The sequence below is a fragment of the Streptomyces sp. NPDC020192 genome (assembly GCF_044388685.1).
In the GTDB taxonomy this organism is placed as follows: Bacteria; Actinomycetota; Actinomycetes; order Streptomycetales; family Streptomycetaceae; genus Streptomyces.
The window spans coordinates 38,512-54,810 of the sequence record NZ_JBIRXG010000024.1; the positions used below are offsets into that span (position 1 = coordinate 38,512).

Consider the following 16,299-nt stretch of genomic DNA (forward strand, 5'->3'; position numbering starts at 1 on the left):
CGGTCAGCCTGTGGGCAGGCCGATCTGGTCGCGTTCGAGTGCGGAGCGGAGCTCCGAAAGGACCTGTACGGCGGCCAGTCCTGACGGGCCGCCGAGAGCGCCTGCGGTCAGCTCGGCCAGCGTTTCGGTGAAGGTTGCCTCCGCCGCCTCGACGAGTTGCAGGCCGTCATCGGTCAGGTCCAGCAGTGATGAGCGACGATCCGATGGATTGGTTCGCCGTATGACCCATGCCCGCTTCTCCAGGCGGTCAGTGCCCTTGCTGGTCGCACCGATCCCGATGGCGAACTCGGCGGCGAGGTCCGCCACCCGGGACCCGGGGTGGTCGCGCAGGAAGCGCAGGAACTCGAACTGCGAGGTGACGATCCCGTGCCGCTCGCGAAGACGGGCGTTCAGCGCGTTGTAGAGGCGCGTCTCACAGCGGACGAGATCGGCGAAGAAGCCCGGGAGGTCGACCCGGCCACCGCTTGACTTAGATGCCATGGCATATATCTTAGCCTAGATGCCTAGGCATATAGTTCCTTGGCATGCACTTGCGATGGAGGCGACGATGAGCAGGCAACAGCGCGCGGAGATCGACGCGATGGTCCGGCGGCCCCGGCCCGAGGGCCCTCGGTCGGTGGAGGAACTCCGTGCCGGGTTCAGGGCGATGATGTCCGAAATGATCGTCCCGGCCGGGATCCGCACCCGGACTGCGACGCTCGGCGACCGGCCCGCGGTGCTCGTCGAGCCGGCCGGCACTCCGAAGGCCGGGACGATCCTCTACTTTCACGGCGGCTCCTACGTGGTCGGTTCACCGGAGACGGCGATGTCGCTGACGGGGAACCTGGTGACCAAAACAGGGTTCAGGGCGTTCTCGTTGGATTACCGGCTCGCCCCTGAGCACCCGTTCCCGGCCGCGATCGAGGACGGGCTGAGCGCCTACCGCGCACTGCTCGACAGCGGCGAAGACCCTTCGGCGATCGCGTTCGCCGGGGACTCCGCCGGTGGCGGCCTCACTGTCGCCACCTGCCTCGCCGCCCGCGGCGCGGGCCTGCCCATGCCCGCCGCGATCGTGGCGTTCTCCCCCGGACTCGACATGACCCGGACAGGCGAGAGCATGGACAGCAAGGCGGGCATCGACCCGTTCTTCACGCGTGAGGGCCTGGAACACACCGGGGCCATGTACCTTGCGGGACAGGACCCGCACCAGCCCATGCTCAGCCCCGCCACCCTCGCCGACCTGACCGGTTTCCCCTCGATGCTTCTGCAGGCGGGCACCAACGAAATACTCCTGGACGACTCCACACGCATGGCCACGCGCGCGAGGGAAGCCGGAGTGGACGTCATCCTGGACATCACTGCTGACGTTCCACATGTCTTCCAGGCGTTCGCCGGCGTCCTGGACGAAGCCGACGAGGCACTGGAGCGCGCCGCTCTCTTTCTCAGCCAGCGCATCGGATGACCTCATACGGACCACGGCAGTTCGAGGGCGTGCACAGCGGCACGCTCCGTCAGGACCGAATGCGAGACGGGGCCGTTGGCTGGACGGACCCGAGGCTGTTGCCCCACAGAGACGGGTCGGTGCTCTTGAGGCTGGGGACGCCACCGTACGTGCCGCCGTCGACGGTGACGAGCGGGGCGGAGAGCTGGTCTTCCAGAAGTCCGTCGCGGACCCGCACGATGGTGCTCTCGTGGTCGGTCTTGCCGGGCTTGAACCTCTTCCCGTCGATCGCGGCCTTCAGGTAGTACAGGGCGTACTTGGCGTAGAGGTTGGCCGGCTGGGACACGGTGGCGTCGATGTTGCCGTCGGAGATGTTCTTGAGTTCCCTGGGGATGCCGTCGTTGGAGACGACGAACACGTGTTTCTTGTCCTTCGGGCCGACCAGCAGCCCCTCCTGCTTGAGCACGTGGAGCGTGCCGGACAGGGCCAAGCTGGCCTGCATGTAGATGCCCTTGATGTCCGGGTGGGCTGTCAGGTCGCTCTGGAGCTTCTGCGCGGCGACGGCGCCGTCCCAGTTGGTGGCCTCGCCGAACACCTTGATGCCCGGGTAGTTCCTCTTCATGCAGTCGCTGAATCCCTCGGTGCGGTCACGGCCGTTGATCGATGCGAGGTCGCCCTCGAGCATCACGACCTTGCCCTTGCCGCCCAGCTTGGTGCCCAGGTACTTGCATGCCTTCTCGCCGTAGGCGAGGTTGTCGGCGCGGACCACCATGTAGACCTTGCCGGTGTCGGGGCGGGTGTCGATGGTGACGACCGGGATCTTCGCCGCCTGCAACTGCGCCAGGATCGGCGCGATGGCAAATGTGCTCTGCGGGGCCATCGCGATGCCCTTGACGCCCTGGAGGATGAGTGTCTGCGCGTTGGCGGCGAGTTTGGCGACATCGTTCTGCGAGTTGGTGGTCTTGAGCGAGAGGCCGAGCTGCTTGGCGTACTCCGGCGTGTACTTGATGTACGCGCTCCAGAAGTCGGTGTCGGAGCGCGGGTAGTCGACGCCGACCAGCGGCTTGCCGCCGGTCGACGTGGTCGTGATGCCGGAACCGCCGCCGCAGGCGCCGAGCAGCACCAGTGCACAGAGGGCGGAAGCAGTGGAGCAGAGGACGGATCTGCGCCTCATCGGTACTCACTCGGACATGGGATGGTGGCGGGCTCACTTGGCCGGCAGACACATGCCACCCGGCCGACATCAAATTGACTATTTATCTATCATATCTAGTCATTTACCTTGCATGTCAGGCGCGCCCGTGCGCCTGCTGCGTGTGTCGGGACAGTGAGTCAATGACCACCGCGGCGAAGAGCACCCCACCCGTGATCACCTGCTGGACGGCGGTGGGCGTGTCGGTGAGGGCCATGCCCGAGGCGATCGACTGGATGACCAGTATGCCGAGCACTGCGGACCAGGTCGTACCGCGTCCTCCGAACAGGCTGGTGCCGCCGATGACGGCGGCAGCGATGGCGTCGAGCAGCAGGACGCCGGAGCCGGAGTTCTGGCTCACCGACGTGATGCGCGAGGCCAGGAACAGGCCGCCGGTCGCCGCCAGGGTGCCGGAGACCGCGAGCACGGCCGTCTGTACGCCGGTCACGCTGAGGCTGGCGCGACGGGCCGCCTCGACGCTGCTCCCCAGTGCGTAGACCTGCCGTCCGTAGGGCGTGCGCCGGAGCATGATGTCGAGGCCCGCCACCACGGCGAGGAAGATCAGCAGAGCCAGCGGCAGGCCCTGGAACTGGTTCAGCAGATAGGCGGAGGCGAACGCGATCACCGCCACCACTCCTGTGCGCACCCCGATGGTATGCAGCGGGCGGTGTGGCATGCCGACGGCCCTGCGACGACGCCTGTTCAGGTAGGAGGCGAGGAAGACCAGAGCTGTGGCGAGTGCCGCCACCGCGTAGGCGACGCCGGCGTTGGAGAAGTAGTAGCTGGTCAGGTGGGCGACGAGCCCGTTCTCGTCCAGGTTGACGGTGCCGCTGGTGCCGAGGATGGCGAGCATCAGGCCGTTCCACGTCAGCAGCCCGGCGAGGGTGACCACGAAGGCCGGCACCCGGGCCCTGGCGACGGAGTACCCCTGGACGGCGCCTGCCACGGTGCCCGTCAGCACGGCGGCGATCAGGGCAAGCCATTCCGGCACGCCGTTGTTGACGCTGAGCACGGCGAAGACCGCGGCGGCGAGCCCGCTGATCGAGCCGACCGACAGGTCGAGTTCACCGAGCAGCAGCACGAAGACGATGCCGACCGCGATGAAGCCCGTGCCCACGATGTCCACGCTGAGGTTGGACAGGTTACGGGGCGAGAGGAAGGTGGAGTTCAGGCACTGGAAGATGATCCAGACCGCGGCGAGGACGAGGGTGACGGGAAGGTAGCCCAGCTCACCGGCGCTCAGCCTGCGCCGCCGGACGGCGATCCAGCCCGCCACGGCACGGGTGACGGCCCGCCCGCCGCGGCGCTGACGGGCTTCTGCGACGGCTGCTGCGGGATCGGCCCGCGTCTCGTCCGGCATGTCACGCATCCCTTTCACCACTCGGCCTCGGGGTGGGCCGGCCGGCGGGGCGCGCTGTCCGTGGCGCCCGTGATGCAGGAGATGATCTGCTCCTGGGAGGTGATGCTCACGTCGAAGAAGCCGTTGTTGCGGCCGAGCCGCAGCACGGCGGCCCGGTCCGCGAGGGCCTTCACATCGCCCATGTTGTGGCTGATGAGCAGGATCCCCAGGCCGTGGTCGCGGAGACGGTCGACGAGGTCGAGGACCTCGGTGGTCTGCTCGAACCCCAGCGCCGCGGTCGGTTCGTCCAGAAGGAGGACGCGCGGGTCGCCGAGAAGCGAGCGGGCGATGGCGACGGTCTGCCGCTGGCCGCTGGACAGTGACACCAGGGGACCGCGCAGATCGAGGACGCTCCGGGTCAGGCGCTCCAGCAGCTGCCTGGTGCGGCGCTCCATCTCCACCTCGTCGAGGAAGCCGAACCTGCGGATCTCCCGTCCGAGGAAGAGGTTGCCGACGACGTCGAGGTTTCCGCACAGCGCCAGGTCCTGGTAGACGGTGGAGATGCCGAGGTCCCGGGCTTCTTGGGGACGCCGTATGTGAACGGGCCGGCCCTCCCACTCGATGGTCCCCTCGTCCGCGGGAGCGACCCCGGAGATCACCTTGACCAGGGTGGACTTGCCGGCTCCGTTGTCGCCGAGCAGGGCGAGGACCTGGCCGGCGTGGATCTCCAGCTCGATGTCCCGGAGGACCTCGACGACACCGAAGCGCTTGCACACGCCGTGCAGGGCGAGCAAGGGGGACGGCAAGAGAATCATCTCCTTCCCGGGCCTGGGGCCGGCCGGTCCCGCCTGTCAGGTCAGCCCGGCCTTGTGGCAGTCGCCCGCGAGTGGCGGGGCGCAGATTTGTTCGAGCGTGTACACGCCGTCCTTCACCAAGGTGTTCTTGATGGTGGCAAGGGTCACGGGCACCGGGGTGAGCAGCACAGCCGGAACCTCCGCGCCGCTGCGGGTTTTCACCCGCCTGGTGGCCACCCCGTCCAGGCGCTGACCACGCGCGGCGGCCACGGCCATGGCGCCGCCGGCGGCAGCCTCGGGTCCGAACGGCTTGTAGACCGTCATGTACTGATCGCCGCTGACAATGCGCCGTACGGCCGCGAGCTCGGCGTCCTGCCCGGTGACGGGGGGCAGCGGGCCGACCTTGTTGGCCTTGAGGGCGGCGATACTGCCGGCGGCGAGGCCGTCGTTGGCGGCGTAGACGCCGTTGATGCTGCCGGCGCCCAGGGCGGAGATGGCTCCGGACATGTTGTGGTACGCCGCCTCCCCGCTCCACTGGGGTGTGTCGTACTCCTTGGCGATCGTCACCTTGCCCTGGAGTTCGGTCAGTGCGCCCTGCTTGAACGACAGCGCGTTGGGGTCGCCGGGGTCGCCGTTCATCATCACGATCCGGCCGCCCTGCGCCTTGGCGCCCATGGCCGTCAGCAGCGCCTTGCCCTGGAGCCTGCCGACCTCCTGGCCGTCGAAGGAGACGTAGCCCGAGATCGGGCCCTCCGCGAGGCGGTCGTAGGCGATGACCGGGATGTGCGCGGCAGCTGCCTTTCCGACCGAGGCGCTCATGGCTCTGGCATCGACGGCCACCAGCATGATGGCATCGACCCCGTCGGCGATCGACGAGTCCATCTGTTCCTGCTGGATGGCCACGTCACCTTTGGCGTTGGCGTGCTCGATCGTGCAGTCGCCGCACAGTTGCCGGATCCTCTGTTCCAGCAGGGGCCTGTCCTGCGTCTCCCAGCGGGCTGTGGTGGAGTCCGGCAGCAGGACGCCGATCTTCCGCGCGCCCCCTGGGCCGGAGGTGTTCCCGGCGCCCGATCCGCAGGCGGTGAGGGACACGGCCGTCGAGACCGCGGCCAGGGCAAGGGCGGTGTCCCGAACGCAGGCTTTCATACGCGAGGCCTCCCTCCTCCCTGGAGCCACGCGGCTGCGACCGCGGTGCAGCCGCGTGGCCCACCGGGGCGAGGAGGGGTCTCGGCCCACACCCGCCCAACTCGGGCGAAAGTGGCACAACAACCACGTCGTCAGTGTGGCACCGGCCATGGTGAACTGCGAACCCGGTACCGCGCAGCCGACACGACACCAATCTGTCCGGTTCATCCCACTATGCGATTCTGGTAGGGGGATGCCCAAGCGGTAGCCGGTCGGCACCCCGGCGCGGACGGGAGGTAGATGCGGACATGCCTCACGACGGCAGTGCCCGGGCCGGACTCTCGCAGCCGGGGACAGCCGAGGCCGGCGTCGCGGACACCAGCTCACCACCGGGGCCGGAGACCCCCGTGAGCGTCCGCGCCCTGACGTTCGCCGGAGCGGAGCTGGCAGTGCTCTATGTGCCCGGCGCAGGTTCTGACGACCTTCGGTCGGTGGACACGGCCGGATGCGCCCCTGCCGAGTACGGGCTGCCGGAGCACCTGGCCCTGTCCGGCGGCTCACCCGCGGCCCACGCCTTCCGCGCCCCCCACCCCGTGTGGCTGACCCCCGCGGCACTCGCCTCCTACCCCGAGGGATGTCCGGCGCCGCCGCGGGCCCGGACATCGCTCGGTGCGTTGCCCCTCGGCGCCGAGGGCAGGCGGCTCGGCTGCCTCGTGGTCGTGGGCGCCGGTGAGAACGGCTTCGAAGCCGAGCAGCAGCGCTTCCTGGAGCGCTATGCCGACGCGGTCGCCGGAGTGCTGGAGGCCAGAGCCGGGGGAGGGACGCCGTCGGCACCCTTGAGTTCCGCACTGCGCCGCATGCGCGTCGGCTCCTTCGTCCTGGTGCCGGAAACCGGCGTGATCGACGCCGACGAGACGCTGCGCGAACTGGTCGGCATCAGGCCGGACGACTTCGACGGCAGGGCGGACTCCCTGCTCGCGCACGCACTGCCGGAGGACGTGCACGCGCTGATGTCGGTGCTGGAGCCGTCCACCCAGACGTTCGGCCGACGGGAACTGGACTTCCGCGTCCGCTGCCCCGCTGGTGAGATGCGCTGGCTGAACCTGAGGTGCCGCGTGGCGGCGGGTGCCGACGACCGGCCGGAGCAGGTGCTGGGCGTGGTGACGGCGACCTCGCTCCTGCACCGGGGCGCCGACGACGTCTCCCGGATCCAGTGGTTGACCGCCGCACTCGACAAGGCCACCACCGTGCGCGACGTCAGCCACGTGGTGGTCACCGCCCTGCGCGAGCCCCTCAGCGCCGACCGGGTGGCGCTCGCCGAGCTGCAGCACGAACGGCTCCAGGTCACCCTGCTCGACCCGCCGCAGCCCGCTGCCTGGCCGCGGACATGGCGTCTCCAGTGGCGTTCGGAGTGGCCCGACGCACCCCTCAGTGCCCTGCCCACCCTGCAGATGGCTCTGCGAGACGGCCGTATGGACCTGTGGCCGACAGGCACCGCCTTCGAACCGGGACTCGACGGCATCGGCCCCGGAGGCCTTGCCGTCCTGCCGCTGCCCGCCAAGGGCCGGGTCGTCGGCGTGTGCCTGATCGGCTGGGACCGGCCGCACGAGTTCGTCCCCGAGGAACGTTCGCTGCTGACCGCCACCGCCTCACTGGCCGGCCAGGCCCTCACCCGCGCCCACGCCTATGACGCCGAACAGGAACTCGCGACGATGCTGCAGCGCAGCCTGCTGCCGCGACGTCTGCCGGAGCTTCCCGGCGGGATCGCCGTCGCCCGCTATCTGCCCGCCCGGCGAGGACTGCAGGTGGGCGGCGACTGGTACGACGTGATCGCCCTCTCCGAGGACCGGGTGGCGCTGGTCGTCGGCGACGTGCAGGGCCACAGCGCCGCAGCCGCGACGATCATGGGCCAGATGCGTACCGCGGTCAGGGCGTACGCGGTGGAGGGCCACCCGCCCGACGTGGTCGTCTCGCACGCCAACCGCCTCCTCGTCGGCATGGAGACGGATCTCTTCGCCACCTGCTGCTACGCCGAACTGGACATGGACGAGGGCGATGCCCTGTTCGTCCGGGCCGGGCACGTCGCACCGCTGCTGCGCCATCCCGACGGCAGCACCGAGGAGGTCGAGGTCGAGGGTGGCCTTCCGCTGGGCATTTCCATGGAGGCGGACTTCCCGATGACCGCGGTGGCACTGGCGCCCGGAACGATGCTCGCCCTGGTCACCGACGGGCTGATCGAGGCCGCCGACCTGTCCCTGGACGAGGGCATGCGCCGCACGCGCGCCACCCTCGCCGCGGCCGACCCGTCGGATCCCGGGCAGGTGGCCGACGACCTGCTGGGCGACGTCGGCCGCCGCGAGGACGACGTGGCGCTGTTGCTGCTGCGCTACGACGGCATGAAGACCCGGCCGATCCGGTCGGGCTGGGTGGTGTGGCGGCTGCCCGACGCCGTCATGCACGCCCGCCGGTTCACCGCGCGCACGCTGCGCCGCTGGAAGGTCGAAGAAGCCACCGACCCGGTGCTGCTGGTGGTGTCCGAACTCGTCACCAACGCCCTGGTGCACACCCAGGGCCCGGTCCGTCTCGACCTGATGCTCCGCGGGGACCGGGTGCGTGTCTGCGTGAGCGACTCCTCTCCGCGGGCACCCGCCAAGCCCGTGATCGTGGACTGGGAGTCGACCGGCGGCCGGGGTCTGCTCCTGGTCGAGGCGATGTCGGAGTCCTTCGGCACGGTGCCGGTGGCCGGCGGCAAGCAGGTGTGCAGCGAGATAGCGGTACCGCGTCGTGCACCGGCTTCGGTGGGTGCGGAACCGGGCGCAAGGACGGGGACCGGTCATGACGTGTCGTAGGCGACGCGTGACGCTCCGTACGCGATATGTCGTCAGCGCGCTTGTCGCGGGCCTGCTGACCGTGCCGTCGGCCGCCTGCACAGGAGACCGGACAGCCACCACGGACAGCTTCACCGTCGGCCTGCTGCTGCCGAGCCGGGAGGCGCCACGCTGGGAGAGCTCCGACAAGCCACTGATCGAGCAACAGGTGAAACGGCTCTGCCCGCACTGCAACGTCGCCTATGCCAACGCCGGCGGCGACTCGACGGCGCAGCGGCAACAGATGACCGCCATGATCACCAAAGGGGTCAGGGTCGTCATCCTCGATGCCACCGACAACAGGGCGCAGCGCTCCTCCGTCGAGGCGGCGCACAACGCGGGCGTCCCCGTCATCGCCTACGACAGGCTCGCCGACGGCCCGATCTCGGGCTACGTCAGCTTCGACGGCGTACAGGTCGGCATGCTGCAGGGCCGGGCTCTCCTCAAGGCCATGCACGCCCCGGCCGAGGACCGGACCATCGTCATGATGAACGGCGACCCGACCAGCTCCAACGCCGCGTCGTTCAAGAGGGGTGCCCTGTCCGTCCTGCGGGGCAAGGTGAGGATCGGCCGTTCCTACGACACCCCGGGCTGGAGCCCGAACAACGCGAACGCCAACATGTCCGCCGCCATCTCGGCCCTGGGCCCGGGCCGGATCGACGGCGTCCTGGCCGCCAACGACGCCATGGCCGCAGGCGTCATCTCCGCACTCAAGACCGCCCGCGTCAAGCGCCTTCCACCGGTCACCGGCCAGGACGCCGACCTCGACGCGGTGCAGCGCATCGTCAACGGCGATCAGTCCATGACGGTGTACAAGTCCTTCCACGCGGAAGCCGAAGCAGCCGCTGCCATGGCCGTCGCCCTGGGCCGCGGCGAGAAGCTGCACACCATCGCCACCACGACGACCGACAGCCCCACCACCCACGACATCCCGTCCGTGCTCCTCACCCCGGTCGCCGTGACAACCGCCAACATCAAGCAGACCCTCGTCAAGGACGGTGTGTACACCATCGCCCAGATCTGCACACCCCAGCTGCGGGCCGCTTGTGCGAAGGCAGGGCTGACTCCGTAGACGGGCGGGTACCGGATGACCGGAGAGCCGCCTCGCGTCCGACTCCGCCTCAGCTGATGCGGCCGTACACGACGCCGAAGCCGAATGCGCGGCTACGGCCGGGTTCCAAGGCGAGGGCGGCGGCGTGTTCTGGGCGGTTGAAGGCGTCGGTCATCGTCTCGACGGGTTCGAGTGCGATGGAGTCGCGCCGGTCGCGGGCCAGCGTGTCTCCGGTGAAGACGTGCATGTGTCCGCCGTACTGCCACACCCGCAGTTCCTCGCCGGTCGCCGGGTCGGTCAGCACCGTTTCGATCCGGCTGCCGGAGCCGCCAAGGTCCGCGTAGCAGGCGTCGATGACCGCGTCGCCGAGTCGCTTCGGTACCCGGAAGTCCAGGTCGGGGCAGTCGTCCAGGGCAAGCAGGGCGGCATCGCCGGACAGTGGGATGAGGGAAGCATCGGTGCGGATGAGGGTGTGGGCGGGGATCTGCAGGACCAGGTCATCGATGGGGCGCGACAGGGTGAAGTACGGGTGCCAGCCCGCCGCGTAGGGGGCGGTGGTGTCACCCACGTTCGTCGCGCGGATCTCGATGCTCAGCTCCCGTGCGGTGACGGTGAATTCGGCTTCGAGGTCGAGGGCGAAGGGGTAGCCGGGGTGTCGGCCCGGCCTGATGCTCGTGGTGCGCAGGAGCAGCCGGGCGCAGTCGGCCGTCGTGGTGGCGTGGACGAGTTCGAACGGTGTCTCGCGGGCGAAGCCATGGTAGATCGTGCGGTCCCCGTGGTGGCCGGGCAGCAGGTCGTGGTCGTGTCCGTCGTAGCGGTAGCGGCCGTCGGCGATGCGGTTGGTGAAGGGGGCCATCAGGCCGGCGCGTACGCCGTCCTGGGAGAGGAGTTCCCTTTCGTCGCGGTAGCCGTCCGTCAGCTCCTTCAGCCGGCCGGCTGCTCCGTGCCTGACCTGCCAGCTCAGCAGCGTCGCTCCGCGCAGGGCGAGGACGGCGCGTGCGGAACCGTCCGGCGCGGAGACGACAAGGGTGGGTTCGCCGCCGAGGCGGTCCTCGGCGATCCGGTACTCGGCGGTCATGTCCCCAGGTGTCCCCTTCAGCTCGCTTCGGGGGCGAGCTTCTTCGCGCCCGTCATGATGGCCACCGCGTCCTCCATGGAGTGCGACTGCGGGGTGATGACGCCCGCGCAGCCGCCGAGTCGCTGGATGTGGATGCGGTCGGCGACCTCGAAGACGTTGGGCATGTTGTGGCTGATGAGGATGATGCCGAGGCCCTGGTCGCGCAGGTCGCGGACGAGTTTGAGGACCTGTCCGGTCTCGCGGACGCCGAGGGCGGCGGTGGGCTCGTCGAGGATGACGACACGGCCGCCGAAGGCCGCCGTGCGGGCGACGGCCACGCACTGCCGCTGGCCGCCCGACAGGGTCTCCACGGCCTGGTTGATGTTCTGCAGGGTGCCGATGCCGAGCCGCTTGATGTGGTCGGCGGCCTGACGCTTCATCTCGCTGGTGTCGAGCATGCGGAACACCGAGCCGAGCACACCCTTGCGGCGGACTTCCCGGGCGAGGAACAGGTTGCTGGCGATGTCCAGCGCGGGTGCGACGGCCAGGGTCTGGTAGACCGTCTCGATGCCTGCTTCGCGGGCGTCCTGGGGCCGCTTGAAGTGGACCTCCTCGCCATTGACGAAGAGGCTGCCCTGGTCGGGGACGAGGGCTCCGGACAGGCACTTGATCAGGGTGGACTTGCCGGCGCCGTTGTCGCCGATGACGGCGAGGACCTCGCCGGGGTGGAGGGTGAGGTCGACGTCGTTCAGACCGACGACCTTGCCGAAGAGCTTGACCAGGCCCTTGGCTTCGAGGACGGGGGCGGTGGCGGTGGTCACGACTTCACACTCCGGATCCACTGGTCGACGGAGACAGCCGCGATCACCAGGATGCCGACTGCGAGGACTTGGTAGTTCGGGTCGATGCCGGCCAGCGCGAGGCCGTTGACGAAGACCTGGACGATGAGCGCGCCGATCAGCGAGCCGAGCACCACGCCACGTCCGCCGAACAGGCTGGTGCCGCCGATGACGACCGCCGTGATGGACTGCAGGTTGGCGTTGAGGCCGCTGTTGGGGTCGCCGCCGCCGACGCGGCCGACCAGGATCCAGGCGCCCACGGCGATGGCGAAACCGCCGACCATGTAGGCGCTGAGCAGCACCCGGTTGACGGAGATGCCGGCCAGGCGGGCCGCCTCGACGTCGTCGCCCACGGCGTACAGGTGCCGGCCCCAGGCGGTGTAGCGCAGGGCGTAGCCGATCACCGCGTACAGGGCGATCATGATCAGGACGCCGTTGGTCAGGTTCAGCTGCCCGAGCGAGACCGTGTTGGCGGTCCACATCAGGATGTTGCCGGGCTGCAGGGCGATGGTCTGGCCCTTGGCGTAGATGAGGGTGATCGCGGTGAAGATGCTGAGGGTGCCGAGGGTGACGATGAACGGCGGTAGCTTGATCTTGGTGACCAGCAGCCCGTTGACGGCCTGTGCGGCGATGGCGACGACCGCCCCGGCGAGCAGGGCCATGACGCCCGGCCAGTGGTTGTCCGCGACGAGCTTCGACATCAGCAGCGAGGCGAGCACCATGACCGCGCCGATGGACAGGTCGATGCCGGCGGTGAGGATGATGACCGTCTGCCCGACGGCCAGTGAGCCGATGACGGCTACCTGCTGGATGACGAGCGAGAGGTTCTGCAGCGCGTAGAAGCGGTCGTTGACCAGGGAGAACACCACAGCGGCGAGTACCAGGACGATCGCCGGGCTGAGTGCGGGCTGGCGGTGCAGCACCGAGTGGATGCGCTGGGTGAGGGTGGCGGGCCGGTTGAGGAGCTCCTCCGCCGGTGCCGGTGTGGCTTGAGGGTCCACGTGGGTGGTCACAGGGGGTCCTTCCGGTGTCTTCCCTGGTACGGGCTCATGGGCTCGTGTGGTGCGGGTGCAACGCCGGTGCCATCACGGTGGCTTCCGGCGCCGCACCCGGCTCGGGGGCAGTCGCCCGGTCGAGGGGCGGTCGCTCCTGCTCGGGGTGTCAGTTGCCCCAGCAGGCGGAGGCGGCCTGCGACGGGGACTGGACGGTCAGGCCGCCGAGGGGCTTTGCGGCGGCGAGAGCGGTGCCGGTGTCGTAGAAGGACTTGCCGCCGGTCACGCTGGGCTTGCTGCCGCCGCGGGCCAGCTTGGCGATCGAGTCGACGCCGAGGGCCGCCATCTTGCCCGGGTACTGCACCGCGTCGGCCGCGAACTCGCCGCTGGTGACGTTCTTCAGGCCCGCGCAGCTGCCGTCGATCGCGTAGATCGCGACGTTCTTCTCCTTGCCGGCCGCCTTCAGCGCGTTGTACGCGCCTTCGCCCGCGGGCTCGTTGATCGCGTAGACGACGTTGATGTTCGGGTTGGCCGACAGACAGTTCTCCATCGCGGTGCGGCCGCCGTCGATGGCACCCTGGGTGGGCTGGTGGCAGGCGATCGTGTAGCTGCCGCCCTTGCCGCCGGTGTACTTGCCGGACTTGGCTTCCTTGCCGTTCTCGGTCTTGCTGCCCGGGTCGATGCCCATGCCCTCCAGGAAGCCGTGGTCGCGGTTGATGTCCACGGAGACGACCTGGTTGTTGAACAGGTCGAGCATGGCGATGACCGCCGGCTTGCCGTTCAGGGCGGCCGCGGCGTACTGGCCGTCGAGCTTGCCCGCCTGCTCGTTGTCGGTGGCGTAGGTGATGTTCGCGACGCCGGCCGGGTTGGGCGCGGTGTCCAGGGCGATCACGAACAGGCCGGCCTGCTTGGCCCGGTTCAGGGCGGCGTTCACGGCGTCGCCGTTGGTGGTGATCAGGATGCCCTTGTCGCCGCGCGATATGGCGTTGTCGATGGCGGTGATCTGGGTCTGGGTGTCGCCGTCGGTGTTGCCCGCCGCCACCGTGAGACTCACGTTGTCCTTGGCCGCCTGGGTCTTGGCGTCCTTCTCCATGCTCACGAAGTAGGGGTTGCTGAGCGTCTTCAGGATCAGCGAGACACCCACCTTGCCGCCGCCCCCCGACGCGGACGAAGAGGAGCTTCCGTTCGAAGAACCGCAGGCCGCGAGCGTGGCGCCGAGGCAGATGCTGACGCCGATCGCGGCCACTCCGGTACGCCGACTCCGGCGGCTCGACACCTGGCTGGAGGAGATGTTCATCGCTTGATCCCTTTCGGAGCCGTCCCTTGGCCGACGCTGAGACAACGTTGACTGGGCGAGATACTGGGCCTCTATGGACGAGCCCGTCAAGACGCTGATAGACATGCGCGGGCAACGAGTAGGTAACGCACAACCGGTTGGAGACAACGATGACTCAGGGCGAGGCCGCGCCCCGGTCCACCCGTAGCCGCCCCACCATGCGTGAGGTCGCGGCGCTGGCCGGAGTGGCCATCAAGACCGTCTCGCGCGTGTTCAACGGCGTCCCCACCGTCGATCCGGCGATCGTCGCCAGGGTCCGCGAGGCCGCCGACAAACTGGGTTACCGTCCCAACCTCACGGCCAGCAGCCTGCGCCGCGGCGACGGCCGCACCGCCACCATCGGCATGCTCGTCGAGGACGCGGCCAACCCCTTCTCCGCCGTCCTGACCCGCACCGTGGAGAACGTGGCACGGGAACGCGGAGTGCTGGTGCTGGTCGGCAGCCTCGACGAAGACCCGGCGCGCGAACGGGAGTTGGCTCAGGCACTCGTCGACCGCCGGGTCGACGGGCTGGTGATCGTCCCCGCGGGACGCGACCAGAGCTATCTCATCAACGAGCAGCACACCGGCACCCGCATGGTCTTCGTCGACCGCGAGGCCGGCCTGCTGGACGCGGACGCCGTCGTCTCCGAGAACCGGCAGGGCGCCGTCACCGCCGTCAACCACCTGCTGAAGGCCGGCCACCGCCGCATCGCCTACCTCGGCGACCGCGCCTCCATCCCCACCGCCGCCCAGCGCTTCGACGGCTACCGGCACGCCCTGGAAGTCGCGCACATCGCATACGACGAGGAGATCGTGCGCCACGTCGGGTCCAGTGAGGAGGCGGCCATCGCCGCGACCGAGCAGGTGCTGTCGCTGCCCGATCCGCCGACGGCGCTGTTCACCAGCCAGAACTTCGTGACCATAGGCGCCGTCCGCGCGCTGCGCGCCATGGGTCTGCAAGAGACCGTCGCCCAGGTGGGCTTCGACGACTTCCCCCTGGCCGACCTGCTCAGCCCGGGCATCTCCGTCATCGCCCAGGACGTCGAGCAGGTGGGCAGGACAGCTGCCGAAATGCTCTTCCACAGGCTGGACGGCGACGAGTCGCCCACCCGCACCGTCAGCGTGCCGACCCGGCTGATCGAGCGGGGCTCCGGCGAGATCACAGCCGAAGGACCCAGCCATGACTGAAGCCGTACAAGCCGCCGCACCGCTCCCGGCCGTGACCGTGATCGGCGAAGCACTCATCGACCTGGTCCAGCTCGACGCGCCCGGCGACTACCGTGCCCAGCCCGGCGGCAGCCCGTTCAACGTCGCCGTCGGCCTGGCCCGGCTCGGACACCGCACCGCGCTCATGGCTCGGCTGGCCGACAACACCTTCGGCCGGATGCTGCGCACGCACGCCGCCGCCGAGGGCGTCGACCTGGCGTACGCACCGGCAGCCGCCGAGCCCACCACGCTCGCCGTGGTCTCCATGGACGCGGAGGGAAGGGCGAGTTACGACTTCTACCTGGACGGCACCGCCGACTGGCAGTGGACCGAGACGGAGACAGCCCTCGTCCCGCGGGACACCGCCGTGCTGCACTTCGGCTCGGTCGCCTCCTGGACGTCGCCGGCCGACGGGCACATCCACTCCGTCGCCCAGCGCCTGCGCGCCGAGGGCACGGCGCTGATCAGCTACGACCCCAACGTCCGCCCCGCCCTCCTGGGCGACCCGGAGCGCGGCAGGCGGGCCGTCGAACGCAGCGTCGGCACCGCCCACCTGGTCAAGGCCAGCCGCGAGGACGTCGAGTGGCTCTACCCCGGCACCCCCATCGAGCAGATCGCCGCCCGCTGGCTGGACCTCGGCGCGCTCCTCGTCGTCATCACCGACGGTCCCGACGGCGCCCACGCCTTCCACGCCAGTGCGGGAAGCCTGAGCCGTCCCGGGCGGAAGGTCTCGGTGGTGGACACCGTCGGCGCGGGCGACGCGTTCACGGCCGGGCTGCTCGGCGCCCTTCTCCGCCACGGCCTGGACACCCCGCAGGCACTGGCCACGGCCGACCCGGACGTGCTGGCGACCGCCGTGGACGACGCGATCCTCGTCTCCGCGCTGACCTGCGAGCGCCTGGGCGCCGACCCGCCCACCGCCCTGCCCCGCCTCCACCTGCCTGCCCAAGCGCCCCTGACGGCGACGGATCTGGCCTTCGCACGCTGACCTCGCCCGCGTTCACCGTGACCTGGGAACAAGGCGCGCGAGGCCAGAACATGATCGACAGCGGGCCGACTCCGGGACCGTCGGCGGACTCGTGAGCAACGTGACCAGCGGC

At 69.7% G+C, this 16,299-nt stretch carries 14 protein-coding genes; 5 read left to right on the forward strand and 9 right to left on the reverse strand.

What is annotated here, in order from left to right; all coding sequences use genetic code 11:
• Positions 1–3: 3 nt before the first annotated feature.
• Complete coding sequence (locus tag ACH47Z_RS35380; RefSeq protein ID WP_399081174.1) at positions 4–480, reverse strand: MarR family winged helix-turn-helix transcriptional regulator; 477 nt, start codon at positions 478–480, stop codon at positions 4–6.
• A gap of 67 nt (positions 481–547) precedes the next feature.
• Here ACH47Z_RS35380 and ACH47Z_RS35385 point away from each other — a divergent pair, with 67 nt between their 5' ends.
• A complete protein-coding gene (locus ACH47Z_RS35385; RefSeq protein WP_399081176.1) occupies positions 548–1,441 on the forward strand; it encodes an alpha/beta hydrolase in 894 nt (297 codons plus the stop codon).
• Positions 1,442–1,490: 49 nt separating this feature from the next.
• On the opposite strand, the gene ACH47Z_RS35390 is transcribed toward ACH47Z_RS35385, so the two are convergent.
• From ACH47Z_RS35390 to ACH47Z_RS35405, 4 genes are all read right to left on the reverse strand, one after another.
• A complete protein-coding gene (locus ACH47Z_RS35390; protein ID WP_399081178.1) occupies positions 1,491–2,594 on the reverse strand; it encodes a sugar ABC transporter substrate-binding protein in 1,104 nt (367 codons plus the stop codon).
• A gap of 115 nt (positions 2,595–2,709) precedes the next feature.
• Positions 2,710–3,981, reverse strand: a complete 1,272-nt coding sequence (locus tag ACH47Z_RS35395) for a sugar ABC transporter permease (RefSeq protein ID WP_399081180.1) — start codon at positions 3,979–3,981, stop codon at positions 2,710–2,712.
• A gap of 5 nt (positions 3,982–3,986) precedes the next feature.
• Positions 3,987–4,766, reverse strand: coding sequence for an ATP-binding cassette domain-containing protein (locus tag ACH47Z_RS35400; RefSeq protein WP_399081182.1), 780 nt, complete (start codon positions 4,764–4,766; stop codon positions 3,987–3,989).
• 36 nt (positions 4,767–4,802) lie between these two features.
• The gene (locus ACH47Z_RS35405; protein WP_399081184.1) at positions 4,803–5,891 is read right to left on the reverse strand and encodes a substrate-binding domain-containing protein; all 1,089 of its coding nucleotides are present in this window, start codon (positions 5,889–5,891) and stop codon (positions 4,803–4,805) included.
• A 287-nt stretch (positions 5,892–6,178) separates the two neighbouring features.
• On the opposite strand from ACH47Z_RS35405, the gene ACH47Z_RS35410 reads away from it, so the two are divergent.
• Positions 6,179–8,719: a SpoIIE family protein phosphatase gene (locus ACH47Z_RS35410; RefSeq protein ID WP_399081186.1), complete on the forward strand. Its 2,541-nt coding sequence runs from the start codon at positions 6,179–6,181 to the stop codon at positions 8,717–8,719.
• A complete protein-coding gene (locus ACH47Z_RS35415; protein WP_399081188.1) occupies positions 8,706–9,809 on the forward strand; it encodes a sugar ABC transporter substrate-binding protein in 1,104 nt (367 codons plus the stop codon). The genes ACH47Z_RS35410 and ACH47Z_RS35415 overlap by 14 nt, the downstream gene beginning before the upstream one ends.
• A gap of 49 nt (positions 9,810–9,858) precedes the next feature.
• Here the strand turns inward: ACH47Z_RS35415 and ACH47Z_RS35420 are convergent, their stop codons facing one another.
• The 4 genes from ACH47Z_RS35420 to ACH47Z_RS35435 form a co-directional block, all read right to left on the reverse strand.
• On the reverse strand, positions 9,859–10,866 hold the full coding sequence (locus ACH47Z_RS35420) for an aldose 1-epimerase (protein ID WP_399081190.1): 1,008 nt from the start codon (positions 10,864–10,866) through the stop codon (positions 9,859–9,861).
• Between the two features lie 17 nt (positions 10,867–10,883).
• Positions 10,884–11,666, reverse strand: a complete 783-nt coding sequence (locus tag ACH47Z_RS35425) for an ATP-binding cassette domain-containing protein (RefSeq protein ID WP_225095757.1) — start codon at positions 11,664–11,666, stop codon at positions 10,884–10,886.
• Positions 11,663–12,697: an ABC transporter permease gene (locus ACH47Z_RS35430; protein ID WP_399081192.1), complete on the reverse strand. Its 1,035-nt coding sequence runs from the start codon at positions 12,695–12,697 to the stop codon at positions 11,663–11,665. Before ACH47Z_RS35430 ends, ACH47Z_RS35425 begins: the two co-directional genes overlap by 4 nt.
• Positions 12,698–12,845: 148 nt before the next feature.
• Complete coding sequence (locus tag ACH47Z_RS35435; RefSeq protein ID WP_399081194.1) at positions 12,846–13,973, reverse strand: substrate-binding domain-containing protein; 1,128 nt, start codon at positions 13,971–13,973, stop codon at positions 12,846–12,848.
• 149 nt (positions 13,974–14,122) lie between these two features.
• Here ACH47Z_RS35435 and ACH47Z_RS35440 point away from each other — a divergent pair, with 149 nt between their 5' ends.
• Positions 14,123–15,181, forward strand: a complete 1,059-nt coding sequence (locus ACH47Z_RS35440; protein ID WP_399081196.1) for a LacI family DNA-binding transcriptional regulator — start codon at positions 14,123–14,125, stop codon at positions 15,179–15,181.
• On the forward strand, positions 15,174–16,187 hold the full coding sequence (locus ACH47Z_RS35445; protein WP_399081198.1) for a carbohydrate kinase: 1,014 nt from the start codon (positions 15,174–15,176) through the stop codon (positions 16,185–16,187). Before ACH47Z_RS35440 ends, ACH47Z_RS35445 begins: the two co-directional genes overlap by 8 nt.
• Positions 16,188–16,299 lie beyond the last annotated feature (112 nt).

What these genes read in the sequence shown, in the direction of transcription:
- ACH47Z_RS35420 (WP_399081190.1), bottom strand. Translation starts at nt 10,866, where the DNA reads ATGACCGCCGAGTACCGGATCGCCGAGGACCGCCTCGGCGGCGAACCC.
- ACH47Z_RS35440 (WP_399081196.1), top strand. Translation starts at nt 14,123, where the DNA reads ATGACTCAGGGCGAGGCCGCGCCCCGGTCCACCCGTAGCCGCCCCACC.
- ACH47Z_RS35390 (WP_399081178.1), bottom strand. Translation starts at nt 2,594, where the DNA reads ATGAGGCGCAGATCCGTCCTCTGCTCCACTGCTTCCGCCCTCTGTGCA.
- ACH47Z_RS35415 (WP_399081188.1), top strand. Translation starts at nt 8,706, where the DNA reads ATGACGTGTCGTAGGCGACGCGTGACGCTCCGTACGCGATATGTCGTC.
- ACH47Z_RS35380 (WP_399081174.1), bottom strand. Translation starts at nt 480, where the DNA reads ATGGCATCTAAGTCAAGCGGTGGCCGGGTCGACCTCCCGGGCTTCTTC.
- ACH47Z_RS35400 (WP_399081182.1), bottom strand. Translation starts at nt 4,766, where the DNA reads ATGATTCTCTTGCCGTCCCCCTTGCTCGCCCTGCACGGCGTGTGCAAG.
- ACH47Z_RS35385 (WP_399081176.1), top strand. Translation starts at nt 548, where the DNA reads ATGAGCAGGCAACAGCGCGCGGAGATCGACGCGATGGTCCGGCGGCCC.
- ACH47Z_RS35410 (WP_399081186.1), top strand. Translation starts at nt 6,179, where the DNA reads ATGCCTCACGACGGCAGTGCCCGGGCCGGACTCTCGCAGCCGGGGACA.
- ACH47Z_RS35435 (WP_399081194.1), bottom strand. Translation starts at nt 13,973, where the DNA reads ATGAACATCTCCTCCAGCCAGGTGTCGAGCCGCCGGAGTCGGCGTACC.
- ACH47Z_RS35395 (WP_399081180.1), bottom strand. Translation starts at nt 3,981, where the DNA reads ATGCGTGACATGCCGGACGAGACGCGGGCCGATCCCGCAGCAGCCGTC.
- ACH47Z_RS35445 (WP_399081198.1), top strand. Translation starts at nt 15,174, where the DNA reads ATGACTGAAGCCGTACAAGCCGCCGCACCGCTCCCGGCCGTGACCGTG.
- ACH47Z_RS35405 (WP_399081184.1), bottom strand. Translation starts at nt 5,891, where the DNA reads ATGAAAGCCTGCGTTCGGGACACCGCCCTTGCCCTGGCCGCGGTCTCG.